Annotated in this window: 34 protein-coding genes and 1 tRNA gene; 14 read left to right on the top strand and 21 right to left on the bottom strand. The window is 66.0% G+C overall.

Annotated elements, in window-relative coordinates:
* Window positions 1–15: 15 nt before the first annotated feature.
* The 7 genes from P0204_RS01260 to P0204_RS01230 all read left to right on the top strand — a co-directional run bounded on the left by P0204_RS01260 (window position 16) and on the right by P0204_RS01230 (window position 3189).
* The gene (locus P0204_RS01260; RefSeq protein ID WP_276221089.1) at window positions 16–315 is read left to right on the top strand and encodes a DUF5785 family protein; all 300 of its coding nucleotides are present in this window, start codon (window positions 16–18) and stop codon (window positions 313–315) included.
* Between the two features lie 58 nt (window positions 316–373).
* Window positions 374–709, top strand: coding sequence for a DUF7344 domain-containing protein (locus P0204_RS01255; protein ID WP_276221088.1), 336 nt, complete (start codon window positions 374–376; stop codon window positions 707–709).
* A 49-nt stretch (window positions 710–758) separates the two neighbouring features.
* Window positions 759–1526 carry a GTP cyclohydrolase III gene (locus P0204_RS01250; protein ID WP_276223305.1) on the top strand — a complete coding sequence of 256 codons (768 nt, stop codon included), beginning with the start codon at window positions 759–761 and terminating at the stop codon, window positions 1524–1526.
* Window positions 1527–1597: 71 nt separating this feature from the next.
* Entirely contained in the window at window positions 1598–2173 is a 576-nt protein-coding gene (locus P0204_RS01245) for a CBS domain-containing protein (RefSeq protein WP_276221087.1), read from the top strand.
* 39 nt (window positions 2174–2212) lie between these two features.
* Window positions 2213–2680: a GNAT family N-acetyltransferase gene (locus P0204_RS01240; protein WP_276221086.1), complete on the top strand. Its 468-nt coding sequence runs from the start codon at window positions 2213–2215 to the stop codon at window positions 2678–2680.
* A 31-nt stretch (window positions 2681–2711) separates the two neighbouring features.
* Window positions 2712–2785: transfer RNA gene (locus P0204_RS01235), tRNA-Thr, on the top strand.
* 155 nt (window positions 2786–2940) lie between these two features.
* Complete coding sequence (locus P0204_RS01230) at window positions 2941–3189, top strand: PRC-barrel domain-containing protein (protein ID WP_276223303.1); 249 nt, start codon at window positions 2941–2943, stop codon at window positions 3187–3189.
* A 164-nt stretch (window positions 3190–3353) separates the two neighbouring features.
* Here P0204_RS01230 and P0204_RS01225 read toward each other — a convergent pair whose 3' ends face one another.
* Both P0204_RS01225 and P0204_RS01220 read right to left on the bottom strand, forming a co-directional pair.
* Window positions 3354–3494 (bottom strand): hypothetical protein, encoded by a 141-nt coding sequence (locus P0204_RS01225; protein WP_276221085.1) that lies wholly within the window; start codon window positions 3492–3494, stop codon window positions 3354–3356.
* 179 nt (window positions 3495–3673) lie between these two features.
* A complete protein-coding gene (locus tag P0204_RS01220) occupies window positions 3674–4621 on the bottom strand; it encodes a hypothetical protein (protein ID WP_276221084.1) in 948 nt (315 codons plus the stop codon).
* A 113-nt stretch (window positions 4622–4734) separates the two neighbouring features.
* On the opposite strand from P0204_RS01220, the gene P0204_RS01215 reads away from it, so the two are divergent.
* A complete protein-coding gene (locus tag P0204_RS01215; RefSeq protein ID WP_276221083.1) occupies window positions 4735–5184 on the top strand; it encodes a ribonuclease H family protein in 450 nt (149 codons plus the stop codon).
* Between the two features lie 83 nt (window positions 5185–5267).
* Here the strand turns inward: P0204_RS01215 and P0204_RS01210 are convergent, their stop codons facing one another.
* Entirely contained in the window at window positions 5268–5951 is a 684-nt protein-coding gene (locus P0204_RS01210) for a haloacid dehalogenase type II (protein ID WP_276221081.1), read from the bottom strand.
* Window positions 5952–6149: 198 nt separating this feature from the next.
* Here P0204_RS01210 and msrB point away from each other — a divergent pair, with 198 nt between their 5' ends.
* Complete coding sequence (msrB, locus tag P0204_RS01205) at window positions 6150–6557, top strand: peptide-methionine (R)-S-oxide reductase MsrB (RefSeq protein WP_276221079.1); 408 nt, start codon at window positions 6150–6152, stop codon at window positions 6555–6557.
* A 47-nt stretch (window positions 6558–6604) separates the two neighbouring features.
* Window positions 6605–7270: a DUF7978 family protein gene (locus tag P0204_RS01200; protein WP_276221077.1), complete on the top strand. Its 666-nt coding sequence runs from the start codon at window positions 6605–6607 to the stop codon at window positions 7268–7270.
* Here P0204_RS01200 and P0204_RS01195 read toward each other — a convergent pair.
* The 6 genes from P0204_RS01195 to P0204_RS01170 all read right to left on the bottom strand — a co-directional run bounded on the left by P0204_RS01195 (window position 7261) and on the right by P0204_RS01170 (window position 10243).
* Window positions 7261–7500, bottom strand: a complete 240-nt coding sequence (locus tag P0204_RS01195) for a glutaredoxin family protein (protein WP_276221075.1) — start codon at window positions 7498–7500, stop codon at window positions 7261–7263. The two genes, P0204_RS01200 and P0204_RS01195, sit on opposite strands and share 10 nt — an antisense overlap.
* 76 nt (window positions 7501–7576) lie before the next feature.
* Window positions 7577–8041 carry a nucleoside-diphosphate kinase gene (gene ndk / locus P0204_RS01190; RefSeq protein ID WP_276221073.1) on the bottom strand — a complete coding sequence of 155 codons (465 nt, stop codon included), beginning with the start codon at window positions 8039–8041 and terminating at the stop codon, window positions 7577–7579.
* Complete coding sequence (locus P0204_RS01185) at window positions 8041–8433, bottom strand: 50S ribosomal protein L24e (protein ID WP_276221071.1); 393 nt, start codon at window positions 8431–8433, stop codon at window positions 8041–8043. The genes ndk and P0204_RS01185 overlap by 1 nt, the downstream gene beginning before the upstream one ends.
* 2 nt (window positions 8434–8435) lie before the next feature.
* Window positions 8436–8663: a 30S ribosomal protein S28e gene (locus tag P0204_RS01180; RefSeq protein WP_276221069.1), complete on the bottom strand. Its 228-nt coding sequence runs from the start codon at window positions 8661–8663 to the stop codon at window positions 8436–8438.
* Window positions 8664–8674: 11 nt separating this feature from the next.
* A complete protein-coding gene (gene rpl7ae / locus P0204_RS01175; RefSeq protein WP_276221068.1) occupies window positions 8675–9037 on the bottom strand; it encodes a 50S ribosomal protein L7Ae in 363 nt (120 codons plus the stop codon).
* 210 nt (window positions 9038–9247) lie between these two features.
* On the bottom strand, window positions 9248–10243 hold the full coding sequence (locus P0204_RS01170) for an NAD(P)H-dependent flavin oxidoreductase (RefSeq protein ID WP_276221067.1): 996 nt from the start codon (window positions 10241–10243) through the stop codon (window positions 9248–9250).
* 79 nt (window positions 10244–10322) lie between these two features.
* Here P0204_RS01170 and tmcA point away from each other — a divergent pair, with 79 nt between their 5' ends.
* From tmcA to P0204_RS01155, 3 genes are read left to right on the top strand one after another with little or no spacing between them, the layout of a single operon-like run.
* On the top strand, window positions 10323–12551 hold the full coding sequence (gene tmcA / locus P0204_RS01165; RefSeq protein WP_276221066.1) for a tRNA(Met) cytidine acetyltransferase TmcA: 2229 nt from the start codon (window positions 10323–10325) through the stop codon (window positions 12549–12551).
* Window positions 12552–12565: 14 nt separating this feature from the next.
* Complete coding sequence (locus P0204_RS01160; protein WP_276223302.1) at window positions 12566–13063, top strand: DUF456 domain-containing protein; 498 nt, start codon at window positions 12566–12568, stop codon at window positions 13061–13063.
* Window positions 13060–13224, top strand: coding sequence for a DUF8014 family protein (locus P0204_RS01155; RefSeq protein ID WP_276221065.1), 165 nt, complete (start codon window positions 13060–13062; stop codon window positions 13222–13224). The genes P0204_RS01160 and P0204_RS01155 overlap by 4 nt, the downstream gene beginning before the upstream one ends.
* Here P0204_RS01155 and P0204_RS01150 read toward each other — a convergent pair.
* From P0204_RS01150 to P0204_RS01100, 11 genes are all read right to left on the bottom strand, one after another.
* Window positions 13221–13952 carry a GNAT family N-acetyltransferase gene (locus P0204_RS01150; RefSeq protein WP_276221064.1) on the bottom strand — a complete coding sequence of 244 codons (732 nt, stop codon included), beginning with the start codon at window positions 13950–13952 and terminating at the stop codon, window positions 13221–13223. The genes P0204_RS01155 and P0204_RS01150 overlap by 4 nt on opposite strands.
* Before the next feature lie 60 nt (window positions 13953–14012).
* Window positions 14013–14372 (bottom strand): DUF8055 family protein, encoded by a 360-nt coding sequence (locus tag P0204_RS01145; RefSeq protein ID WP_276221063.1) that lies wholly within the window; start codon window positions 14370–14372, stop codon window positions 14013–14015.
* Complete coding sequence (locus tag P0204_RS01140; protein WP_276221062.1) at window positions 14369–16027, bottom strand: FAD-dependent oxidoreductase; 1659 nt, start codon at window positions 16025–16027, stop codon at window positions 14369–14371. Before P0204_RS01140 ends, P0204_RS01145 begins: the two co-directional genes overlap by 4 nt.
* Window positions 16020–17681: an electron transfer flavoprotein subunit alpha/FixB family protein gene (locus P0204_RS01135; protein ID WP_276221061.1), complete on the bottom strand. Its 1662-nt coding sequence runs from the start codon at window positions 17679–17681 to the stop codon at window positions 16020–16022. The genes P0204_RS01140 and P0204_RS01135 overlap by 8 nt, the downstream gene beginning before the upstream one ends.
* A 2-nt stretch (window positions 17682–17683) precedes the next feature.
* Window positions 17684–18538: an electron transfer flavoprotein subunit beta/FixA family protein gene (locus P0204_RS01130; RefSeq protein ID WP_276221059.1), complete on the bottom strand. Its 855-nt coding sequence runs from the start codon at window positions 18536–18538 to the stop codon at window positions 17684–17686.
* Window positions 18539–18828: 290 nt separating this feature from the next.
* Window positions 18829–19158 carry a 4Fe-4S dicluster domain-containing protein gene (locus P0204_RS01125; RefSeq protein ID WP_276221057.1) on the bottom strand — a complete coding sequence of 110 codons (330 nt, stop codon included), beginning with the start codon at window positions 19156–19158 and terminating at the stop codon, window positions 18829–18831.
* A gap of 50 nt (window positions 19159–19208) precedes the next feature.
* Window positions 19209–20030 carry an alpha/beta hydrolase gene (locus P0204_RS01120; protein ID WP_276221056.1) on the bottom strand — a complete coding sequence of 274 codons (822 nt, stop codon included), beginning with the start codon at window positions 20028–20030 and terminating at the stop codon, window positions 19209–19211.
* 27 nt (window positions 20031–20057) lie between these two features.
* The gene (locus tag P0204_RS01115; RefSeq protein WP_276221054.1) at window positions 20058–20309 is read right to left on the bottom strand and encodes a hypothetical protein; all 252 of its coding nucleotides are present in this window, start codon (window positions 20307–20309) and stop codon (window positions 20058–20060) included.
* A gap of 52 nt (window positions 20310–20361) precedes the next feature.
* Entirely contained in the window at window positions 20362–21399 is a 1038-nt protein-coding gene (asd, locus tag P0204_RS01110; protein WP_276221053.1) for an aspartate-semialdehyde dehydrogenase, read from the bottom strand.
* A gap of 64 nt (window positions 21400–21463) precedes the next feature.
* Window positions 21464–21898, bottom strand: coding sequence for a DUF7960 family protein (locus P0204_RS01105; protein ID WP_276221051.1), 435 nt, complete (start codon window positions 21896–21898; stop codon window positions 21464–21466).
* 64 nt (window positions 21899–21962) lie between these two features.
* Window positions 21963–22433, bottom strand: coding sequence for an NUDIX domain-containing protein (locus P0204_RS01100; protein ID WP_276221050.1), 471 nt, complete (start codon window positions 22431–22433; stop codon window positions 21963–21965).
* A gap of 95 nt (window positions 22434–22528) precedes the next feature.
* Here P0204_RS01100 and P0204_RS01095 point away from each other — a divergent pair, with 95 nt between their 5' ends.
* On the top strand, window positions 22529–23770 hold the full coding sequence (locus P0204_RS01095; protein ID WP_276221048.1) for an MFS transporter: 1242 nt from the start codon (window positions 22529–22531) through the stop codon (window positions 23768–23770).
* Here P0204_RS01095 and P0204_RS01090 read toward each other — a convergent pair whose 3' ends face one another.
* Complete coding sequence (locus P0204_RS01090) at window positions 23771–24376, bottom strand: DUF4864 domain-containing protein (RefSeq protein ID WP_276221046.1); 606 nt, start codon at window positions 24374–24376, stop codon at window positions 23771–23773.
* Window positions 24377–24414: the final 38 nt, after the last annotated feature.

The following is a 24414-nucleotide window of genomic DNA, read 5'->3' as shown; positions in this document are numbered from 1 at the left end:
GCCTGAGGTCCAGACATGGACTGGCCGCACGATCCCGATGGAGAGGAGGGGAGCGAAGGACGCCGCAAGTACGGACACGCAGTGCTCGCGAAGAAAATCGACGAAGAGGAGGATTTCCCCCTCTCGGCCGCGGACTACGTCGACCAGTACGGCGATCACCCGGTCCGTATCGACTACGAGACCGTCGTCAGCGTCGCCGACATCTTCGAATACGTCGACCAGGAGGAGTTTCAGGACTTCCCGGACTTCCATACGGCCCTGGGCGAGGCCCTGCGAGAAGCGGACTGGTGGCCGTATCGGCTCTCCCACGCCTGACTATCGCGTGGTGTGAGAACACGACACATACTTGTACCGGGCCGTTGTAGTGGCGACCATGGCCACACGTAGCTCGAACGGGACGGAACGGCCGACGCAACTGCCCGACTACGTCGTCGCGGACCTGTTGGCCCACGATCGCCGCCGGCGGGCGCTCGAAATTCTCCGTGAACGGGACGACCCCGTGATCGTCGCGGACCTCGCAGCCGCCGTGTTGGCCGCTGAGCGGGACCAATCGCCTGCGAGCGTCGACCAAGAGGCTGTCGAGGAACTCCGGAGGGAACTGTACGAGGAACATATTCCGCGGCTGACGGCGACGGGAATCGTCGCATACGACTCACTGAAAGGCACCGTCGAACTCCAACGGCCCGACCTACTGTCGGTCGCCGACTGACGCTGTTCCGACAGACCGATACTGTGTGGGTCCCAACTACCGACCGACAGTGACGAACACGCAGGTAACTCACGTCCAGATCGATAACTACGGTCCCTGGACGGTTACGCCGGAGCCGAGGCGCGAGGTCGACCTTCAGACACTCCAGTCACGGTTGTACGCCGATCTGGCGCAACTGTTTGGCAACCGCGACGGCTACCTCTTTTTCTCACGGTTCGACAACATGGTCGCCGTCACCAACGGACTGGACCGGAACGACCACGCACGCATCCAGGAGTCCGTCGGGAACCGCTACCCTGTCTCGATGAGCCTCTCGGTAGCGACCGCCGACACGCCAGCGGACGCGCTGGGTACTGCGACCGAACGACTCCAGCAGGCCGGGAGCGCACAGGACGAGGGCCGTCGGGAAGTCCTCAAGACGGATATCCTCCCCCCTGAGGATCGGACACCGACCGACGTGCAACTCGCTCACTTCGACGTCGACGACGCGACCGGGAAATACACCGACCAGCTCAACGAGTTCGACACGTTCATCCAGATCGAACAGGGGTACGCGACGCTGATGAAGTACATGCGCCTCGCTCACGATTCCCTGTCGTTTTTCGTCGGTGGGGACAACATCATCGCCGTCTGCTCGGCGCTGGACCGCGAGGACTACCGCGACGCGATCGACCACGTACAGGAGTCCGTCGGTGTCGAACTCAAGGTCGGTGTCGGCCGTGGCCGAGACGCCGCCACCGCGGGCATGGACGCGAAACACGCGCTCGAAGCCTGTCGCGAGACCGGCCAACCAGTCACGTTTGCCGATCGGAGTTAGAAACGTAGGCCGCCGCGGAGCATAAGCGTGGTGGAGGTACCTTTTAGGTAGCTCGTGAGATATTGACACACATGAAGACTGCGGTGACCGCCCGAGAGGTCATGAACCGTGAGTTCGTCGGCGCCAGCGAGTCCGACGACCTCTACGAAACCGCCGAGTTACTGGTTCGCGAAGACGAGACGACGGCGCTCGTCCTGCGAGGGAACGAGCCGATCGGCGTCGTCACCGAACAGGATCTCCTCGGGCATCTCGTCGACACCGACGACGCCAGCGATGCGACGGTCGGCGACGCGATGGTCGAGTCCGTTCCCTCCGTCACACCCGATGCTCGTCTTACCGACGTGCGTGACACGATGCTGGAGTGGTCCGCCGGGTGGCTCCTCGTGATGGAGGACGGCGATCCGGTCGGGACCGTCACCGAGCACGACGTGCTCGCGGCCGCACGGATGGAAAGCGAGAACACAGAACAGGTCACCGACAGCCAGGAGGTCGCCACGGCCGGCCAGGCCGCCACCGTGGACGGCGCTACGACCGCCGCCGAGGACCGGTTCGAACAACAGGGGATCTGTTCGGCCTGCGGAACCTTCACCCGGAACCTCGCCTCGTTCAACGGCCAACTCCTCTGTGCGGACTGTCGGAACGTATAGCGGGCCAAACGTTTTCTCGGTGCCAGCCCGACCACCGGTGTGGAACTCCGGCCCGCACGGCGCGGTGACACCGACGCGATCGTCGACCTCTGGATCGCTCTGGCAGCGGATCAACGCGCCCACGGCTCCCATCTGTCCGCCGACTCGAACCGCTCTTCGATCCGTGAGGTGGTCGTCCGGCGAGCGGTCAGCGACCGACTGTGGGTCGCACTCGCCGGCGAAGAGATCGTCGGCTTCGTCATGTTCTCGATCGAAACCGGTCGGTACGACCAGGACGTGGTCCGCGGTGTCGTCGAGAACCTCTATGTCGTTCCCTCCGCCCGAGACGACGGCATCGGAAGCGAACTCCTTGCCGCGGCCGAGAACGAACTGACTGACCGTGGCGTCGATGTCGTCTCGCTTGAGGCGATGGCGGACAACGAACGGGCACGCCGGTTCTATCGGACTCATGGGTACACCCCACACCGGATCACGTTCGAGAAGTCGACCGAAAGCGATACTCTCTAAATGGTCCCCGCAAAACTACCGGGTGCGACGTGCCAGGGGAGCTTGGGTGGTCCAAGCACTCGACTTGTAATCGAGAGTTCGTGGGTTCAAATCCCACCCCTGGCTTGGGTGAGTTGTCGTGCGGACGCCGGGTTTCGCGATCGCGTCCCGATCTGTGTGCCGGTACCGTGAACCGACACCCCGGTCCGCATCACTACCGGACCCTGAAACGGCCGGATACTTTTATTTGGCTCTCGAACACAGTGGCGACTGTGTCCCCGATGCTTGCGAGTACCCTCTCCGGAAAACAGGTGATGAGTACCGACGGCCAACAGGTTGGCCGACTGCACAATATCACGATCGACCCCGCCACCGGCTCGCTGGAGTCGGTGATCGTCGAAACCGAACGAACTGAGATCTTCGGGACCGAGCAGGACTCGGAGGGCCACATCGAGTTACCTGCGACCGTCTTGGAAGCGGTCCGCGACCACGTGATCATCACGCCACCGCCGACTGCTCAGCCGGAGTGATCGAAGGCCGCACTCACAACCAAGAGGATTGCGAGTGCCGAGTCGAACGCCGCCGAGAGATGCGATCGGTGGCGATGCCCTGGCAGCGATCGAACGGGTGGCATCGACGACGATCGAGAGCGCGACTCGTGCCGAGAGTACCCCAGCAACGGTGTGTGAGTCGGTTACTCGTCGGCTTGGCCGTACACCATCTGGAGCGACTCTCTCAGGTGGTACCGTACCGTGTCGCTCTCGGCGTTCTCAAGTGCCGCCTCGAGATGTTTTTCGAGGGGCGTCGACTCGGGAGCTGATGCCGTCGGTTCCATACACCGGTATTGTCGCTGTATCATACTTCATTCTGGCTATTTAATCCTCGTTTGTAGTAAATTACACATAGATCCGAGCACAACGTCGAAATTCCGAGGAGACAATTCGTGAATGATTTGACGAACGCTGCTACGTCTCAAATTTCTCGAAAGTCGGGGAACCGGTACTACTGACCGGCTCAATCGGTACGATAGCCGGTTGTATCGTCCGCGGTGGCCACGACGATCGGTTCGTCTTCCGGGACGTACTGGCCGAACCGAAGCTCCGTCCAGTAGCGACGGCCGTCGTAGCGGACGAGCCAGGACCCTTCGTACTCGGAGACTGTCACCGGGCGTCGGTGACGGAACCGGTCGACGAGCGACTCGAAGCCGGGATCACCGGCGTCTTCGACGTAATGTGTCCCGCCAACTGCCTGATCGACGATCGCCGACTCGTTCTCCGAGAGGTTCGACAGCGTGAACGCGTACTGACGGTCCAACTGCCGGGCATACGCCTGGCTGCCTGTCGCGACCAGCGTTGCGTCGTACCGATAGGTGTCCAGTGTCGCCCGTTCGACGTCGACGGTGATCGCGTACGTCTCGCCCTGGTACCGAACGCCGTCGTAGGTCTGGTTCGGGACCAGTACCGAGGCGTTTGCCTCCGGGTCGGTGTAGGCGACCGGGATGTCGATGTCGGTCCCCGGCTCGTCGCCCTCGCGAGGGGGCGCCAACAGCGGTTCGAGGGCACGCCGGTCGGAGTCGGGTAGCTGATCGTAGGCGACGACCCGGCCGTCGACCGAACTGGTGTTGTAGTCGATGCCGATCTCGCCCCCGTAGCCCGACTGCTGGCCGACGACGGCCGTCGAGACGTTGTAGTACCGACCGTCGTACTCGAAGGGCAGCCCCGGATCGACTGTCGAGTGTGTCGCGTTGACCGTCGCCGAACCGGCCCGGATCGCTCGTTCGATGTCGCGGTACTGGTGGCGGTCGTACGTGTTCGGATCGTCAGGGATGTCACGGCTCGCCTCGGCCGCCAGCGACTCGCTGTCTTCGACCGGCGTCATCGAGATGTTACCGGCCGCAGAGCAGCCGCCGAGGGCGGCGAGTACGAGGAGTGACCCGAACGCGAGGACCAATCGGTGAGTCACGTGCCAGCCTACCGGAACGGTCGGTGAATACTTTGTGAAACTGACAGCCTACAGGAGTGCCTGCGCTACCGCGCCACCGAGAGCGTTTTTTCCGAGGGCGGAGAGTGAGACGTATGGCTCGGCCACCGACCGGTCCGCTTGTGGTGTCGTTCGACGCGAGTCTCCGATACGTGAACGACGACACGACCCCGACCTCCGCCGCAGTGGGCTGTGTCGTCACCGACGGCGCTGAGACGGTCGCGACCCGGTCGATAGCGATCGATGCGTTCGTCTCCAGTTCGGCCCTCGAACTCCGGGCACTGGTCGAAGCCGCGCGGACGGTGTCGACCATCGCAACCGCGGTCGGTGCCGTCCACGTCAACGGCGACGCCGACGCCGCCGTCCACGCGGCAGACCCGGACCACCCGTCGACGCCGTCGACGCGCCTGGCTCGTCGCCGTGTCCGGACGATCCGGTCGTGTTTCGCTGCGATTCCAGTCGTCACCTATCGGGTCGTTCCGCGGCGAGAGAACGTCCGTGCCCACGAACTCGCGAACGAAGGACACAGCCGTCACCGCTGTTGACCGACACGGTCTGATCGAGCGGACGAGGAGGGCGGTCGAACTGCTCGGTCCGCTCTCCCGGAACTCACGAGCCTCGGTTCAGGTTAGGCTCCTAACGTCTCTGCGAGTTCGTGTATCGTCTCGATCGTGAGATCCGGCTCGGGACCGAACGGCTCCCAGGGCGACGACTGCCGATCCACCCATGCGGCCTGCATTCCGGCGTGGTGTGCACCCATCACGTCGAACCAGCCAGCGGTGACGTGGACGATCTCGTCGATCGGCGTGCCGGTCCGGCCAGCGGCGTGTCGATAGAGCCCGGGAGCAGGCTTGAACAGCCGAACTTCGTCGGCACTGATCGTGTCTTCGAGGATGTCGCCGATATCGGCGTGGTCGACCATCGCGTCGAGCATCTCGGGGTTGCCGTTAGACAGGACGTAGCAATCGTATCCCGCGTCCCGGAGCCGCTCGATCCCGTCACGGACGTCGTCGAAGACGTCCAGTTCGTGGTACACCGCGAGAATCTCGTCTCGGGCCTCATCGCTGATCTCGACACCGTACGCGTCGAGTGCGTACTGGAGAGCGTCCCGGTTCATCTCGTAGAACGGTTGGTACGCGTCGATCTGTGTAGCTACGAACGTGTATTCGAGCGAGCGCGCACGCCAGAGTTTGGAGACCAGCTCCGGATCGTCGACTCGTCGAGCGAGTGCGTTTTCCGCGGCGTCTACGTCGACGAGTGTACTGTACGAGTCGAAGGAGACTGTCGAAACCTGATCGGGTTCGAATACCATTATCGGTCCGAAGAGGACGTACGGGTGTCTGTGTGACAATACTGCTGCTTGTAGTCCCCCGTAAGAATCGTCGACCTCGTCTCGATCCTTCCCGGCGGCGCGGGACGGTTCCAAGCGGTAGCCCAGCGAGTTGCTAGTGGTTCACACCGAGTGTCGGTCACGCCGGATGTTTTTACCGCTCGGGACCGTATACTGAGTATGAGCGAACAAGCGAGTGAGATCCCGGAAAACGACGAGGAATGGCGCGAGATACTCACAGACGAGGAGTACCGCATCCTCAGAGAAGCAGGCACCGAACCCCGGTTCAGTAGTGAGCTACTGGACGTAAAAGGCGAAGGCGTGTTCACGTGTGCCGGCTGTGGGGCGGAACTGTTCGACAGCGACGAGAAGTTCGACTCCGAGACGGGATGGCCGAGCTTCTGGGACATCTACGAGGAGGGCAACGTCGAGACACGGCTCGACGAGAGCCACGGGATGCGGCGGACAGAGGTCGTCTGTGCGACCTGTGACGGCCACCTCGGACACGTCTTCGACGACGGTCCGGAACCGACCGGCAAGCGCTACTGCATCAACGGAGCGGCACTGGAGTTCGAGTCCGAGGAATAACCGCGACCACCACCAGACTCATTTTCCGCCATGCTGTAGCTGAGTCAGTGACGACCCAAGCCGAACACGACGGAGCTACCGAGTCAGGTTCTGACGACCATTTCTTCGCGGCTAGCCTCCGGGAGTTCCCGTGGCCGTGGGCTGCCGGTGCAGCGGTCGCGACCTTCGTGGTCGAGTATCTCCTCGTCGCAGCGCTGTTCGTCCTCGGCCCGTCGTCGGTCGATCGCTCGGTACCGATCATCGACTCGACGATGGCCGTCCTCATCCAGTACGCACACATCCTGTTTAACGCCCACTTCGTCTGGATCGTCCAGGCCGCGACCGTCCCGAACGTCCAGATCCCCGAGCCGTTCTCGAACGATCTCTGGCTCGCGCTGGTCAGCGGCGGCGCAGCGACACACCCACTCGTCTATTTCCTGCTCCCGGTCGTCTCGCTCGTCATCGCAGGCGCTGTCTTCGAGCGTCATCGCGACTCGCCGGCCACCGGTCGGTTCACCGAGGCCGGCCTCGTCGGGGCCGGATTCACCGTCGGCTACCTCGCCGTCGGCATTCTGGGATCGGTCACGTTTGTCCAGCGGGTCCCGATCAACGGTTCGGACGGGTTCCTCACCCAACAACCCGATCTGTACTTCACGGCGATCATGTTCCTGGTGTTCCCGATGCTGTTTGCAACGCTCGGTGCCGTGCTCGCGTACGACCGCGATCAGGCGTAGCTTCGCTCGACGAACTGCAAGATCCTCTCGGACTCGGCCATCGTCACGCCGTAGTCGTCGTCGATCAGGACCGGGACGCCCCGCTGGCCCGACACTCGTTTGACCTCGTCACGGTCCGAATGGAGCGCGTCGACCCAGACACTCTCGTAGTCGATCCCGAGTTCGTCCAGCCGATCGGCGACCTTCTCGCAGTACGGACAGCCGTCGAGTTGGTAGAGGGTTCGCGTCATATCCGTCCGTAGGACCCGACGGCTGATGGGCGTTGTGACTGGCACAGCGAGAAGACCGCAGAAACGCAGTGGGTGGTTATTCGTACAGCCAGGTCTCGTCGACACGCTCCCAGTCGACGAGTTCCTCCTCGTCGAAGAACAGCGCGATCTCGCGTTCGTTCGCGCCTTCCTCCTCGTGGTCGGAGCCGTGGATGACGTTCCGACCGAGGTCGAGCCCGTAGTCACCGCGGATGGTCCCTGGTGCGGACTCGGCGGGGTCGGTCTCGCCCATCATGGTACGGACCTGCCGGGTCGCGTCCTGACCCTCCCAGACCATCGCGAAGACGGGACCGGAGGTGATGAACTCGACCAGTCCGTCGAAGAACGGCTTGTCCTCGTGCTCGCCGTAGTGCTCTTCGGCGAGTTCCTGGTCGATCTGCATGAACTTGCCCGCGACGAGCTTCAGACCGCGGTCCTCGAACCGGGAGACGATGTCCCCGATGAGGCCGCGCTGGACGCCGTCGGGTTTGACCATCACGAAGGTGCGCTCGCTGTCGGACATCAGGCTTCGGCCTCCTCTGCCTCGTCGTCCTCGGCTTCCTCGCTGTCCTCGTCGTCACCCGCCTCGGACCCCTCAGCCGCTTCCTCGGCGGCTTCCAGATCCGGTGCGGCGTCGGACTCTTCGCCTTCGGCCGGTTCGTCGTCCTCGGTGGAGTCGGGTTCGGCCGCGGCGGTTCGCTCTGCTTCCGTCTCGGCTGCGGCGGTCTCCGCGGCGTCGGCCTCGCGGCCGGCCTCGGTCCAGCCGAGGTTGCGGGCCTCGCGGCCCAGGTCGGCGTTGTTCTCACACTTCGAGGAACAGAAGTGGATCGTCGCTCCGTTGTTGCGGACGAACATCGTGCCCGTCCCGGGTTCGATGTCGGCCCCGCAGTAGTCACATTCGCGTGTTCGGGGCATCGTTACTGCCCTCCGATCGAGTCGGCCTCGCGGGCGGTCTCACGCAGCTGGAGCACGTCGCCCTCTCGGACCGGTCCGAGCACGTTTCGGGTGATGATACGCCCCTGGTTCTCGCCCTCGCCGATGCGGCACTTGACCTGCATGGCCTCGCCGTGCATCCCCGTCTTGCCGACGATCTCGATGACCTCGGCGGGCGTGGAACCGCTGCCTTCGGATTCCTCAGCACTCATCCGTCGTCACCTCACCGAAGCTCCTCGACCTTGTCGGCGATGTCCTCGACGTCGGCGTCGGCCTCGCCGGCGTCGACGATGGCGGCGGCAGCCGAACCGACTTCGAGGCCAGCAGCGTGACCGAGGTCGTCCTGCTGTTCGACGAAGATGAACGGAACCCCTTTCTCGTCTGCGAGTTCGGGGATGTGCATGACGATCTCCTCGGGCTGGACGTCCTCGGCGATCAAAACGAGTTCGGCGGAGCCGCGCTCGACGGCCTTGGTCGTCTCGTTGGTTCCTTTCTTGACTGTCCCTGTGTCTCGTGCGACTTCCAGCGCTTCGAGGGCGTCGTCCTCGAGGTCGGCCGGAACGTCGAAATCTACGTATACTGGCATTGGTATGTTCACCTCCTGCGCGCGGGCTCAGGCTCCCCCGCCGTTCGCGGGCGTTCCGCGGCGCACCCCGACGGTGCGCGGTGTCCTGAAAAGGCTGGGAGCATCATCAACCCGGCACAGGCTGTATCCCATTCTGTGCTACCGGCCCTAAAAGCGCTTTCGAAGCCGAAACGACGTGCCAGGCCGCCACACGGTTGCCCTCCGGTGGTCCTACCCGGTTCGTGGAACGTCGCGCAGTGCCGCCGTCGCCTCCGAAACCAGCGCGTCGACGACTCGACCGGCAGACGGTACCCCGTCGGCCAGGCCGACGCTCTGTCCGGCGTAGTGTGGGAGCGCGTCGACGTCGCCGCTCGTCCCTTCGACCGGCGGGAGGTCGGCGTACCGCTCGACGGGGTCGCCGTCGGGGGTGTGAGCGACAGTCTCGCCGTCGCCCGGCCGGTCGTCCCGTTCCCCACGCCGGAGTTCGGCCGTCGCGAGCGCGCGGTGGGGTTGCCCGGGCCAGCCACGGTCGAACGCGGTCGTCCGTCGCGTGTCCGTCTCCGTCGCGTCGCGGAGCGCCCCCCGGTAGGATTCGTGGGCACCGGACTCCCGGGTAGCGACGAAGCGGGTCCCTAGCCACGCGCCGTCGGCCCCGAGTGCCAGCGCGGCGGCCAGACCGCGGCCGTCACCGATCCCACCGGCGGCGACGACAGGCACGTCCACAGCGTCGGCGACACGCGGAACCAGCGCCATCGTGGTCACGTCGCTCTGGACGTGTCCGCCGGCCTCGCTTCCCTGTGCGACGACGACATCGGCCCCGAGGTCGGCCGCTCGGCGTGCGTCGGCGGCGCTGCCGACGGTCACCATCGCCAGCCCACCGGCGTCGTGGACGCGCTCGACGAACCCGGAGGGGTCGCCGAAGGAGAACGAGACGACCGTCGCGCCGGCGTCGAGGCAAGCGTCCAGACACGCCGTCGGTGAGTCGACGCCGGTCGCTTCGTCGAGCACCACGTTGACCCCGACGACGCCGTCGGTCGACGCGGTCGCTCGCTCGAAGGTCTCCCTGACAGCGTCGGTGTCCCGCCAGGACATCGCCAGCATCCCGAGCCCGCCGGCGTCGGCGACGGCGGCGGCCAGCTCCGGCGTCGAGACGCTCCCGACCGGTGCCTGGACGACTGGGTACTCGATGCCCAGCAGATCACACAGCGCCGTTCGCAGCGAGGACATGGCGGAAGGTCCACGTGCTGTCCCCAAAAGCAGTCTGGACGACCGTCAGGCCCATATCGCGGGGTCGACCACCACCGGTATGGAGATCGCGCGGTCGCTCAGAGCCGAGGCGCGACGAGCCGACGAGCGACGCGTCCTCGTGCTGTCCGGCGGCCGAAAGCGGACGCGCAAACGAGCCGCCACCGCGCTGGAGGCCGCCGAGATACCGTGGTCGGGGACGACACTGGTCGGTCCAGAACCGTTCCTCGACTGCGAGCAGTACCCCCAGTCGCAGGCCTCCGAACTGCTCGGTCGGACCCGGACCGCGGTCGTGCTGGACGTCCACGACGAACTACGACCGAACGCGCTGGGTACCGCGGTCGGGGCCGTCGACGGCGGCGGCCTGCTCGTTCTACTGACGCCGCCGCTGGACGAGTGGTCCGAGCGACGGGACGCCTTCGACGAGACGCTGGCGGTCCCACCGTTCGAAGTCGGGGACGTGACCGGCCACTTCAGACGCCGCGTCGTCGAGACGCTCCGTGCGCATCGTGGGATCGCCGTCGTCGACGTCGACACCGACACGGTCGAACGCGACGGGCTGACCGACCCGCCGCCACGCCGGCAGCGACAGCCCCCAGAACCGCCAGCTGACGCGTCCTTTCGCCCGGAGAGCTACGCCGCCTGTCTCACGGACGACCAGGTGCGTGCGGTCCGTGCCTTCGAGACGCTGTCGGCGGCCGGACACGCCGTCGTGGTCGAGGCCGACAGGGGACGGGGAAAGTCCAGCGCGGCCGGGCTAGCGGCCGCGAACCTCGCGCTGGACGGGCAACACGTCCTCGTGACGGCGCCACAGTACCGCAGCGCCGCCGAGCTGTTCACACGCGCGAGCGACCTGTTCGAGACGCTCGATGTCGCGGTCGACCGGGACGACGCCGATCCCCCCAGGCGGCTCGCCGTGAATGGTGGGGAGATCCGCTTCGAACAACCTGACAGTGCCGTCGAGTCGCTGGGGACAGCCGACGTGGTGATCGTCGACGAGGCCGCCGCGCTCCCGGTCCATCGGCTCCGGGCGCTGCTCGGGGCTCCCGCTGTGGCGTTCACCACGACCGTCCACGGCTACGAGGGTGCGGGCCGCAGTTTCGACGTCCGCTTCCGGGACCACTTGGCCGACAGCGACCACGAGGTCACCGACGTGACGATGACGACGCCGATCCGGTACGCGCCGGCCGATCCGGTCGAGAGCTGGGCGTTCCGGGCGCTGTTGCTGGACGCCCGACCGACGGTGGACCCGCTCGTCGCGGACGCGACCCCGGAGACGGTCAGCCACCGGCGGCTGACGACCGCCGACCTGCTGGCCGACGAACATCTGCTTCGGGAGGTCTTCGGCCTACTCGTGCTGGCTCACTACCGGACGGAGCCGGGCGATCTGGCCCGCGTACTGGACGCGCCGAACCTCTCGGTACACGCACTCCTCCAGGACGGCCACGTCGTCTCGGTGGCGCTACTGGCCCGCGAAGGCGGTCTCTCAGCCGAAACCAGGGCGAGGATGTACGAGGGCGGCCGCATCCGGGGGAACATGATTCCCGACGTGTTGACGACGCAACTCCGCGACGAGACGGCCGGCGTCCCGGTCGGCCGGCGGGTACTCCGCATCGCGACCCACGCCGCCGCGCGGTCCCGAGGGCTGGGCTCGAAACTACTCGACGAGATCCGCGACCACGAGGCGGACGGGATCGACTGGCTCGGCGTCAGCTACGGCGCGACCCCCGAACTCGTCCGGTTCTGGCGGGCGAACGGGTACCGGACCGTCCACGTCTCGACCTCGCGAAACGACGCCAGCGGGGAGTACTCGGCGGTGATGCTCTCGCCGTCTTCGCCAGCCGGCCGGGCGCTCGCGGACCGCCATTCGGAATGGCTCTGTGATCGGGCAGCAGCGGTGCTTTCGGACCCGGTTTCCGACGCCGACCCGGATGTCGTCCGGGCGCTCCTCCGATCGGTGGATGCGACCCCGAACCCTGCCCTCTCGGAGTGGGAGTGGCGCGTCGTGGCCGGCGTCCCCGGCGGCGCGTCGATCCTGGAGACCGATCCCGAACCGTTCCGCCGGCTGGCGCTCCGCCATCTGGTCGCCCCCGCGGACCCGACGGCCCTGACCGACCGCGAGGAGCGACTGCTCGTCATGAAAGCCCTCCAGGCACGGCCCTGGCAGGCCGTCACCGAGGAACTGGGGTTCGTCTCCCAGCGCCAGTGTATGCGGACGCTTGGCGGAGCCGTCGAAAGATTGACGCGTCTGTACGGAGACACCAGCGTACAGGAGGAACTCGATAGATGAACTTGCCCCTGCCCCTGCCGGTCCTCGGTTTCGAGACGACACTCCTCGTGCTCGCGTTCGTCTTGCTGGTCGCCGGTGTCGTCGGGAGTCTCGTGCCACAGGTCCCCGGAGCGCCCCTCTCGCTCGCCGGCGTCTACGTCTACTGGGTCGGAACCGGGATGAGCGACCCCGGGATCGTCGTCCTCGCGGCCCTCACGATGATCGGTGCGTTCACCTGGCTCGTCGACTTCGCCGGCGGCGCGGTCGCTGCCCGGGTCGGGGGTGCCTCGACGAAGACGGCCGTCGCCGCCGGGCTCGTGGGCCTGGTACTGTTTTTCGTGACCGGTCCGCTCGGCATCCTGTTGGGCGTCGCGATCACTGTCTTCGCCCTGGAGTTCTACCGCCAGGAGGACGCCCGCAAGGGTCTCAAGGCCGCGCTGGTCACCACTGTCGGTATGCTGGCCTCCGGGATCGTCCAGGCACTGCTCACCGGATCGATGCTGGTGGCGATGCTGGGCGTCGCGCTCCTATGACGACCTGTGCGGAATCGGGCTGTGAGAACGAGGTTGCGGTGGAACTACACGTCCCATGGGCGGAGAACCGACGGGTCTGTACGGCCCACGCGAGGGTGTGGGCTCGGAAAGACGGCGTCGTCCCGGAACCGCTGGCTGGCCACGAAGACGAGTGGCTCTAGAGCGACTTGGCGAGCATCACCTCGTCGGCGTACTCACCGTCGATCTTGTAGTGGTCCTCACGCACCGCTTCAGTCTCCCAGCCGTGGACTTCGAGGAACTCGATCGCGTTCTCGTTCGATGAAGGGACGGAGTTGTACAGTTTCTCGTAGCCGTGGTCCCTGGCCCAGTCGGTGCCGCGGGTCAACAGTCGCGACCCGATACCGTTCCCCCGGTACTGTGCGAGCACGCCCAGCGTGAGTTCGGCGGTGTGGTTGCGTTTGGCGATCTCGGGATGTTTGAGGTGGACCCAGCCGATCACGTCGTTGTCGATGCAGGCGACGAAGAAGATGCGTGACTCCAGTTCGTTGTGCCGCAACAGGACGCCCTCGGTGTCGATCACGTCGGCGACCGTCTCGGCGTCGACGTACTCGCCGCTCCCGATCGCCGCGCGGATCGCCCCGACGAGGCCGGTCAGATCCTCCTGACGGGCCTGCCGGATCGTATACTCCACGTCGTCGGCCTCGAACTCCTCCTCGCCGCTGCCCTCGTAGGCGATGCGGAGTTCCCCGTCTGCCTCCGTGAGCACGCCGTCGCGTTTCATGATCGCGACGTGGTGTCCGAACGGGTGGGCTTCCATCCGGAGGGCTCTGCGTGCCTCCTCGGGGTCGACCGAGCCGTGTGACTCGACGTACTCGTAGATGTCTTTCCGATCGGCGTGGTCGAACTGCAGCGGTTCAGTCAACTCCATGTGTACTGGTACCACGACACAGAACTTAATCTTTTATCACGTTATTTTTTCAGTGATACGTTACCGCTCCGGAACGCCGGTGAGCACCACGGCGACGTCCCTGACGTTGTGCGTGTCCACGAGCAGTTCGGCTGCCTCGCGGACGGTGTGGGTGGTCTCCAGTTCGACGCCGTAACACCGGGCGTACAACGCCAGCCAGTCGTTCATCGTCGCCTCCAGGCGCTCGAACTCGGATTCGCCGAAGCGGACCCAGGAATCGCCGGTCCGGGCCTCACAGTACAGCGAGACGGTCGGTCCGAACCCTTCCCGAAGCAGTTCCATCGCGCGGTCCTCGGCCGGCGGGTCCGGGTCCAGCGACTCCCCGGCCCGCTCGGCCCGCCGTTCCAGTGCCCGGATGCGATCGTGGTACTGGTGGCTCATCCCTGCGTGTAGTCGACGCCCTTCCCGCCGGCGGGGTGTTCCCAGTCGGTGTCGGCGACGACGGCGCAGGTGCCACACTCGACGCAAGGCTGGGTGTCCAGACTCACGAGGTGTTCCTCGTGACCGTTCGTCTGGACCAGTTCGTCGCGGTAACAGCCCCCGCCGAACTCCTTGGCGCTGACCGGACAGGCCGTCACGGCCGTCCCGGAGGCCTCGAAGGAGTTGTCGACCAGTTCGATGTGGGGGTCGCCCACGTCGTAGGTCAGGTCGCCGATGCGGTCGTCCAGTTCCGGCGGTTCGACCGTGTTCTCGTCGGTGACGTAGTCGCCCAGTTCCTCCGCGATGACGGTCGGGAGGGTGACGTAGGGCAGTTTGGTGTCGGGGATCATCGAGACCAGCGTCGGCGAGGCGTAGGCCCGTTCGAGCAGGCCACCGGCCGCGCGGACGCCGAACCGGCCGACCGCGGAGTCGGCGATAGCGTTCGAGAGATCGTCGATGGGTCCGACCTCCCCGAGTTTCCCGACGACGTTGTAGCTCGTCGGCCGGAGCTTGTCCATCACGCCCTCGTCGTGTAGTTTCTGCTCGTAGCGGTCGCCGGCGGCGTGGGGGTCTCCCCGTGTCCGAGCCTCGGTGAACGCCTCGGCGGCCAGGGCGCCGGCTGTCACGGCGTGGTTCATCCCCTTGATGATCGGTCCCTGGGCCTGCATCTGGCCGGCGGCGTCGCCGACGAAGACCAGCCGATCACGGTGGGGCGAGGTGTGAGCCACCTTCTTCGAGTCCGGGACGAGTTTCGCGCTGTACTCCAGTTCCTCGTAGTCGTCGCCGAGCCACTGGGCCAGCAGCGGGTGGGTCAGCAGGCCGTCGAGTAGTTCGTGGGGTTCGGCCTCCTCCTCGGCGATCGAGTCCAGGTGGAAGACGGTCCCGATCGAGAGCGACGCCTCGTTGGTGTAGAGGAAGCCACCGCCGCGGACGCCGTCGAAGAGGTCGCCCGAGAACAGGTGAGCGACCCCCTCGTCGTCACCGATGTCGAACCGGTCGTTGATCGTCTCGGGCTCCATCTCGACGACGGCTTTGACGCCCTGGAACCACTCCTCGGGGTCGTCCCAGTCCATCAGCCCCGCATCGCGTGCGAGTTCGGAGTTGACCCCATCGGCGGCGACGACGATGTCGGCCTCGATGGGATCGATCTCCTCACAGGTGACACCGACGATCTCGCCGCGCTCGCGAAACAGCCCGGTGACCCGTACCTCCGTCAGGAGACCGCCCCCCGTCTCGCGGGTGAGTTCGTGGACCCGCTGGGCGAGCCAGGAGTCCATCGTCCGGCGCAACACCGAGTCGGCCCACTCGGTGTCGTGGTGGTGCAGGTCGCCGATGTCGAAGGATTTGACCTGCTTGCCGGCGATGTTGTGGATGTAGTTCTCCGTCACCGGGCGCTCGCTGGCCTGCTCACGAAAGTCGGGAAACAGACTGTCGATCGTGTAGGGCGCGGACTCCTCGGCGTAGATGAGCCCGCCCGAGACGTTCTTCGACCCGGCGTCGACGCCCCGTTCCAAGACGAGGGTCTCGACGCCGTTGCGTGCGAGCGTCGCCGCGGCCGCGGCCCCGCCGGGACCACAGCCGACGACGACGGCCTCGTAAGACTCGTACTCAGTCATCGCTGGCCTCCACGGCCGCGGCCAGTTCACCGCGCTCGACGGCCTCGGTGAGTCGGGGGAGGACCTCGAAGAGGTCGCCCTCGATCACGTAGTCCGAGAAGTCCGCGATGTCGGCGTCCGCGTTGGTGTTGATCGCGACGATCGTGTCGGACTCGTCACAGCCGACCTTGTGCTGGATCGCCCCGGAGATGCCCGCGGCGATGTAGACGTCCGGCTGGACCTCCTGGCCGGACTCGCCGATCTGGCGCTCCTCGGTGATGTACTGCTCGACGTGGCCGTCGAACGAATACGAGGAGGTGATGACCCCCCGCGAGAGCCCCAAGTCGGCCTCGTCGAAGGCGTCGACGAGATCCAGCGCCAGTTCGACGCCCTTCGTGGGATCGTCGCCGATGCCCCGGCCGACGGCGACGACGACCTCGTTCCCGGTGAGGTCGACACCGCCCGAGAGCCGGTCGAACTCGGTGACCTCGACGAGGAACCAGTCGTCGTCGAGAGTCATCTCGTAGTCGACCACCTCGGCCTCCCGCTCGGGGTCCGGCTCCGGAATCTCGAAACTGCCCGGAATCACCGACGCGCCCTGCGGGTGGAAGTCACGGTTGGGCTTGTCGATACAGAGGATCGTCGAGTACTCGAACCCGGAGAAGTCCGGCCGCTTCATGTGCAGGACGCGTTCGAACTCCTTCTTGTCGCCGGCCTTCCCGGTTTTGGCCGGGTTCGAGATCATCGCCTCATCGATGTACAGCCCCGAACAGTCCGAGGCCAGCCCGGAGTCGAGTTCCCCCTGGACCAGCGCCGAGAGGTCCCGGCCGTTGTTCGTCGCCGGAAAGAGGGTGTAACGGGGTTCGTGGTAGTCCTTCCAGTCGACCGCCTCACGTCCCCCGGCTGCCAACTCGCCCCCTGCCCGGGCCATGTCACAGAAGATCGCCGTATAGGGCTTGTGTCGGAACCGGTCGAGTCGCTCGTCCTCGTGGTAGACCACCAGATCCGCGCCGTAGGCGATCACGTCCTCGACGTGGTCGCTGGCGTCGGCACCGATCAGGACAGCGACGACCCGCTCGTCCGCCTCGTACTCCTCGTTGTACTGGTCCATCAGTTGGCGGGCCTTGCCGAGCATCTCCTTCGAGACGTCGACGAGTTCGCCGGCCTGGGTCTCACAGTAGACCCACATGTCCCGGTACTCGGCGCCGACGGTCCCCTCGACCCACTGCTTGTCGTTGGTCGGATGGTCCAAGTCGGGATACTTCTCCTCGGGCGGGACGTACTCGACTTCGCCGACCTCGCCGTCCTCGTCGTCGCTGCCTTCGACCGACTCGATCCGGCTCTCGATCCGAGAGATGGCCGTCTTGCGGTTCTTCCCCTCCTGCTCCCGGTCGAGCATATCCCGGAGCACGTCGCCGTCGTCGACGTCCCGGACCAGGTTCGCGATGTCGGCGACGGTCAACTCCGAGAGGTCGACGGTCTGGGGGTCGATCTCGTCGTCGCCCTCGTCTTCGAGTTTGTCGATGCGACTCTGGATCAGTGTCTTGACTGGGACCCGATCCTCGCCGGCTTCCTCCAGGGAGCGCATCTCCCGGAGTTCGTCGGCGTCGTCCACGTCTTTGATCTTCGGTCCGAGTTCGGCGATCTCGTGTTCTGTGGGGTCGATCTCGACCATCGTCAGTCACCTGCCGCAAACGGCGTCAGTTCGTCCAGTACCTGTTCCATCCCGGCGTCGTCGCCGGCCTCGACGTGAGTTGCCTCCCGCTCGGAGGGGGCTTTCGGGATCGGGTCGACGCCGGCGACGATGGTCGGGGAGCCGTCCAGCCCGATGTAGTCCGGGTCGAGGTTGAGATCCTCGTGATCCCAGACGGTCACGTGGTCCTCGTAGTTCTCGGCCCGCGCCCGGGTCTCCTCGCGGAGGTCCTTGTGTTTCAGCCGGTGGCTGGCCTTCCGGTAGGTCGGTTCGAACTCGGGGTCTGCGACGACAAAACACGGCATCGGGGCCTCGACGGTCTCGATCTCGGAGACGTCGCCGTCGACGAGCCGTTTCGCCCGGACCCGGCGCTCCGCCTCGTCGATGTCAAGCGAGATGGCGTGTGTGATCGTCGGCCAGTCGAGACACCAGGCGGTCTGTGGCCCGGTGTGGCCGGTCTCCCCGTCGGCGGTCTTGAACCCGGCGAACACGAGGTCGGGTTCGTTTTCCAGCTGCTGGAGACCGGTCGCGACGGTCATCGCCGTCGCCCAGGTGTCTGCCGCCCCCATCTCCCGGTCCGAGAGCAGATAGAGGTCGTCGGCGTAGACGTCACGCATCCCCTCCTGTAACACCTCCTTGTAGCCCGGCGGCCCCATACTCATCAGGGAGACGTGCCCGCCGTTGCGGACCTTCGTCTGGAACGCCGCACGGAGCGCGTGCTTGTCGTTCGGGTTCATCACCGTCGGCGTCTTCCCTCGTTCGAGGTGGCCGTCCTCGTCGAAGGAGACCTGCCCCTCCCGGAAGTCGGGGACGCCCTTCGTCAGAACTACTGTGTGCATGAGTTTCTCACCCTCGTGAACGATTGTCTACCTGGGAGACTAATAACATTACTCACGATTAACCACAATGTATCTGAGCCATCAGTTCGACCGTAGCGAGAGGTGCCCCTCGAATCCCGGTAGACACACTGGGTTAGTGGTTCGCGACACCGGCGTCGGTGGCTCCGGCGATCGAATGCCGAAGCTGACAGATCGGAGCGACGCAACTGAAGCGTCGGTGACACCCTGGGTTCCTCGGCAGAAGCGCTCGTCGCAGTCGTCGGTAGACAGACAGTCTCCCGGGAGAACCGTCAGATACGGCCGGCGCGACCGGGGTCGACGTCGATGGCGTCGACCGGACAGACGTCGACACAGAGCATACAGTCGATACACTGGTCCTCGTGGGCGGGGTCGGCCTTGATCTCGCTCTCGGGGTGGTCGGGCGTGTCGACCCACTCGAAGACGTCGACCGGGCAGTCCTCCAGACAGGCACCGTCGGCCAGACAGATGTCGAAGTCGACGGCGACGTGTGTGCCGTGAATCCCCAGTGTGTCGGGCTCTTCGACGGGTCCCCAGACGTTGTGGCCGTCGTGCTGTTCCACGATGTCGCGGTTCTCCTCGAACTCGGGGTCGATGGCCATTGCTATCTAGCTACACTTCGGCTGCGTAGTTAAACCTTTGATCGGACGGGTCAGGCGTGTTTCCCCAGGAAGTCCCGGCTGCGCTCGAACACGCTGTCGTAGCAGTGGCCGTGAAACGGGAACGCGTGGTCCTCCTCGCGGAGTTCGAGTTCGGCGTCTGTCACCGGTTCCAGCAGTTCGTGGAACAGTTCCGACTGGGGGGCGGGGACGACCTCGTCGTCGGTCCCGTGGACCAACAGCGTCGGCGGGGCGTCCGTGTCGACGTGGCTCGTCGGCGAGGCCAGTTCGGCCCGCTCGGGGTCGTCTGTCGCCGCCGCACCGAGGTAGCCGACGTCGACCCGTTCGTCCGGGTCGGGATCGTCCTCGCGCTGTCGAGCCGCCGCCAGGAAGTCGTAGATGCCGGCGTAGCCCACGACGGCGTCGACCGCCGAGGACGCGCCGGGGTAGGCTTCGGGTTCGAACGCGGGGTCGTTCTGCGTGACTCCGGCCATCGCGACCAGGTTCGCGCCGGCGGAGTGACCGACCAGCGAGACGCTGCTCGGGTCCGCGCCGAACCGCTCGCCCTCGCTGCGGACCCACTCGATGGCTGCCTTCACGTCGACGACCGGCGCGGGGAACTGTGCGTCCGGGGCGAGGCGGTACTGCGGTTCGATGGCGACGTACCCCTCGGCGGCGAAGTCCATGGCTTGGCGGGCGAACTCGCCTTTGTCGCCCACGTGGAATCCGCCACCACGGACGAGGACGACGACCGGGAGCGGTCCGGTCACGTCTGTCGGTTCCACAACGTCGAGACGGAGTGTCCCCCGGTCCGTCTCGTGAAACGGGAGGTCCCGGGTGACCGTCAGCGTCTCCGCGGGCTCTGGCTGTCGCATCGACACCGATTCCGGACGCGGCCCGTTTCAACGTCCCGATGTCGGTACGGGGGACGACGGCGGCTCGGACTCGTCGGCGGGCCGGTAGTCAGCCTCGTAGAGCCACTCGACGGCGCGGTCGGCGGCCTCTGCCGAGTAGCCGGCAGCCTCGACGGCAGCGGCCACGGCCGCGTCCGGGACGGGACCGGTCGACTGTTCTTCGAGCAGTTGCCACTCCTCTAGCGCACAGAGTTCCGCCGCCGAGTGGTCAGCCATCGTGAGCCAGACACGCCCTTCCATGGACGTGGGATCGGCAGCAGGCAGTAAGAAGCCCCGTCAGACGGGCGGCAGACTACAGATAGCCGTTCTGCAGGAGGAGTTCGCCGTTGAGGATACTCGCGCCGGCGGCCCCCCGCATCGTGTTGTGCGCGAGGCAGTTGAACTGCACGCCGTCGGTCGTCTCGCGGAACCCACCCACGGCGACGCCCATGCCGCCCTCGGTGTTGCGGTCCAGGCGGGGCTGGGGTCGGTCGGGTTCCTCGAAGACTTTGATCAGGTGTTCGGGCGAGGACGAGAGGTCGACGCCGGTGACCTCGTCCATCGCGTCCGCCGCCGCGTCGGCAGTGACGTCTTCTGCGGTGTCGGCCCAGACGTTCTCCAGGTGGCCGTCCAGCGTCGGGATGCGGTTACAGGACGCGGCCACGTCCATGTCGTGGAGACGGACCTCCGCGCCGTCGAACTCGCCGAGCAGTTTCCGGGACTCGGTCTCCATCTTCTGTTCCTCGCCCCCGATGTGAGGGATGGCGTTGTCGATGATCTCCATCGATGAGACGCCGGAATAGCCCGCACCGGAGACCGCCTGCAGCGTCGAGACGCGCACGTCGGTCAGGCCGAACGCGCGGTCCAGCGCCTCCAGCGGCGGAACCATCGTGATCGTCGAGCAGTTAGGGTTCTTCAGGAGTGCGCCGTCCCAGCCGCGCTCGTCGCGCTGGACCTCGATGAGGTCGACGTGTTCGGGGTTGACCTCGGGGATCGTCAGCGGGACGTCGGGGTCCATCCGGCCGTTCGAGGAGTTCGAGGAGACGACGTAGCCCGCTTCACAGAAGTCGGGTTCGACCTCGGCACCGACACTGGAGGGAAGCGAGGAGAAGATCAGCGAGACGTCGTCGGGCACGTCCTCCGGTGTTGTCGCGCCGACCTCCATCTGGGCGACTGCCTCGGGGATGGGCGCTTCGACGCGCCACTTCGCGGCCTCGCGGTAGCTCTTGCCAGCGCTTTCCTCACTGGCTGTCAGTGCAGCGATCTCGAACTCGGGGTGGGGGTCGAGCAGTTGGATTAGTCGCTGTCCGACAGCCCCAGTCGCTCCGAGTAGACCGACGCGTACAGTCATCGGTTGACACACGGCCGTGGGTGGTCAAAACAGTTTGGATACGCCTCGCCACGCCCGCTTGCGATCAGGCTTCGGCAGTGTCCTCGAACACCCAGGTGATCACGCGTGCCTCGACGAGGTCCCGATCCTCGACGTGTGGGTCTCCGGGGGAGTCGAGAACGTCCTCGGCCTCCCGTCGCATCCGCGCTTCGACCGCGGAGTGATCCGGCTCGTCGCGGACGTCGTTGAGCAACGCCTCGAAGTCCTCCCGCAGGTCGAAGTCCGCACGGGCCGCGTTACACCGTGAGAGCGGGCTCATCCCGGTCTCCAGGACGAGGTCACGAACCGTCTCCCAGTCGCTGTCACAGAAGTACAGCGACACCTCGCCGACGATGTCCTGCCAGGCGATCGGGCCGGCGTGTTTCAACATCGGGACCGCCCGCGGCGGGAGGTCCAGCCGCGTCGCCACGTCCGGGTTCCCACACAGACAACAGGCCGTCTCTCGCTTCCCCGTATACATGTTCAGGAGTTGGCCTGGACGGACTTGTGTACTGCGTTCGCCGTCCCCCGGCGGAGGAATAGGGCTACGCCGCGTCGGTGGCGACGCCGGCGTCGACGAGATACGCGCGAACGTACGGGTGGAGGTCACCGGCATCGACCGGGATCGGCTCCCAGCGGATGTCGGCGTGTTGGTCGTCGGTCTCTGTCGCTCGCGAGTCCGCTGTCACTAGGTAGCCGATCGGGACGTAGTGTTTCCCGTCGTCGACGTCGGCGTCGGCCACGTCGTAGAAGTGCTCGTAGACGCCCAGTCGGCGCTCGATCTCCACCGCGACGCCGAGTTCTTCCTCGGCGATCCGATGGACTGCGTCCTCGAGTCCCTCGTGTTTCCGGACGGTCCCGCCGGGGACGAACCACTCGCCTTTCGCGGGGTCGTTCTCTCGCTTGCCGAGCGCGATCGAACCCTCGTGTCGAACGACCAGATCGACCGAGACCAGCGGGACGTTCCCGACGATCGTCCGCCACTCTTCGTCGGGAATCCGTTCTTCCTCTGCCATGCTGGATCGGGTCGAACCGCTCGCTGAAACGAGTTCCGTTCGACGCCGCCGGCCTGCAACGACATCCCTAACTTCGTACGGTCGTTCGGGGAGATATGGGCCGATCCGTCCCCGAGCGTAGCGGTTCGCGGACCGTCGTCCTGGCGGTCATCGCGAGCACCTTCTTCGTGGGCTTCGGCGGGGGCGTCGTCTTCCCGATCCTGCCGAACCTGGGCGCGTTGCTCGGTATCTCGCCGTTCGTGGTCGGACTCATCCTCAGCGCCAACCGGATCACGCGCATCGTCGCCAACGCTCCGGCGGGGTCGCTCACCGACCGCGCCGGAACGCGGACGCCGTTCGTCGTCGGGCTGTTCGTCGAGGGGCTGGCGACGATGGGCTACGTCGTCGCGCTCAACGCCAGCGCACCTGCGCCGGTGTTCCTCCTGGCACGAGTGCTGTGGGGGATCGGCAGCGCGCTCGTGTTCGCGACGGCCTACACGATCGCCGCCGACGTCAGTACTGCCGACACCCGCGGAGCGAACATGGGCGTCGTCCGTGGCGGGATCACGCTGGGGTTCCCGGTGGGGCTGTTGCTGGGCGGGATCGTCAGCGACCTCTACAGCGTGACCGCGGCGTTCGTCCTGGCGGCCGGATTCGCTATGCTCGCCGGGGGGATCGCCTACCGGCTGGTCCCGGAGACACACGTCGACGGAACGCGGGGGAACGTCGCTCCCTGGGAGATCGAACGGAGCGCGACGACGTTGACCGTCGGACTCGTCAACTTCGGCCTCTACTTCGCGTATCTGGGCGCGCTGTTCTCGACGCTCGTGTTGCTCGTCGACGCCAGGGACCTGCTGATCTGGGGGTACGGCCCACAGGGGACATCGGGGCTGTTCATGGGACTGACCGTCGCCGCCGCGTCGGTGTTCATGCTGGGCGGCGGGAAACTCAGCGACGGCGATTCCGGTCGCCTCCCGGTCCTCCTGGCCTTTCTCGCGGTCTCGTTCGCCGGCTTCGTCGCGCTCGTGTTCGCTCAGTCGCTGTCGGTCCTGGCGTTGTCCTGTCTGTTCATCGGAGCCGGACAGGGCGGGACCAGCGGCCCATTGATCGCGCTGCTCGCCGATCTCACGCCAGCCGAGCGGATGGGCCGGGCGACCGCGACGAACAACGTCCTGGGCGATTTCGGCGGTGCGCTCGGGCCGCTGGTGTCGCTACCCGTCGTGGATACGCTCGGCTTCGTCCCGGTGTACGTCACCTGCGCCGTCGTTCCCCTGGCGGCCGCGGTACTGCTGGTCGGCAGTATCTACGGCGAGACCGGTGCGCTCTCGTCCCTGGTCGAGAACGCACCGCCGGAGTAGCTACGTCTCGACGACGCCGGTCGTCATCCAACAGCCCTCGTAGGGGACGGTCGTCTGTTTCTCGACGATCCACCGGTAGCGCTGGACAGTGCCGTTGGACGTCCTGACGGTGACGTTCCGGCGTGCGGTCCCCCGCGCGCTATCGCGTTCGATGGGGCCATACGTGACCGATTCGGCGTCCAACAGGGGCCGGTACTCCTCGGTCAGCACGTCGATGAACGACTCGTAGGACTGGAACGAGCCGCGGTTCGACGGCGCCGCGAACCGCCAGGTCGTGTTGATCCCCTCGTGGGTGTCCGGGTCGTCGGTCCGGAGCGCAGACACCTGGATGTGGATGACCAGTCCCGGCGGTCGGTCGCAGTTCGGTTCGAGCGAGTACAGCCGCGTCCGGTCGCGTTCGTCACTGGTGGCGGTGATACTCCCCCAGTACTCGTACTGGGGGCTGGGTCCATTGGGTTCCGCCGCCGTCATCGTCGGTACGGGGGCCGGTGTTACCGCTGACTCCGAGGCCGGCCGTGTCTCACTGCCGACGAACTGGCTACAGCCGGCAGTGACCAACAGGATCACGAGGGGGACAACCGCGAGTCCGTGCCGGCTGCGGGACATACCCACACAGTGGCGCTGGAACGGCTTCGGTGTTGTCC

It is taken from the genome of Haloarcula halophila, from assembly GCF_029278565.1.
Classification (GTDB): Archaea; Halobacteriota; Halobacteria; order Halobacteriales; family Haloarculaceae; genus Haloarcula; species Haloarcula halophila.
The sequence above is the reverse complement of the archived record's forward strand: the minus strand, read 5'-3'. Positions and strand labels throughout refer to the sequence as shown.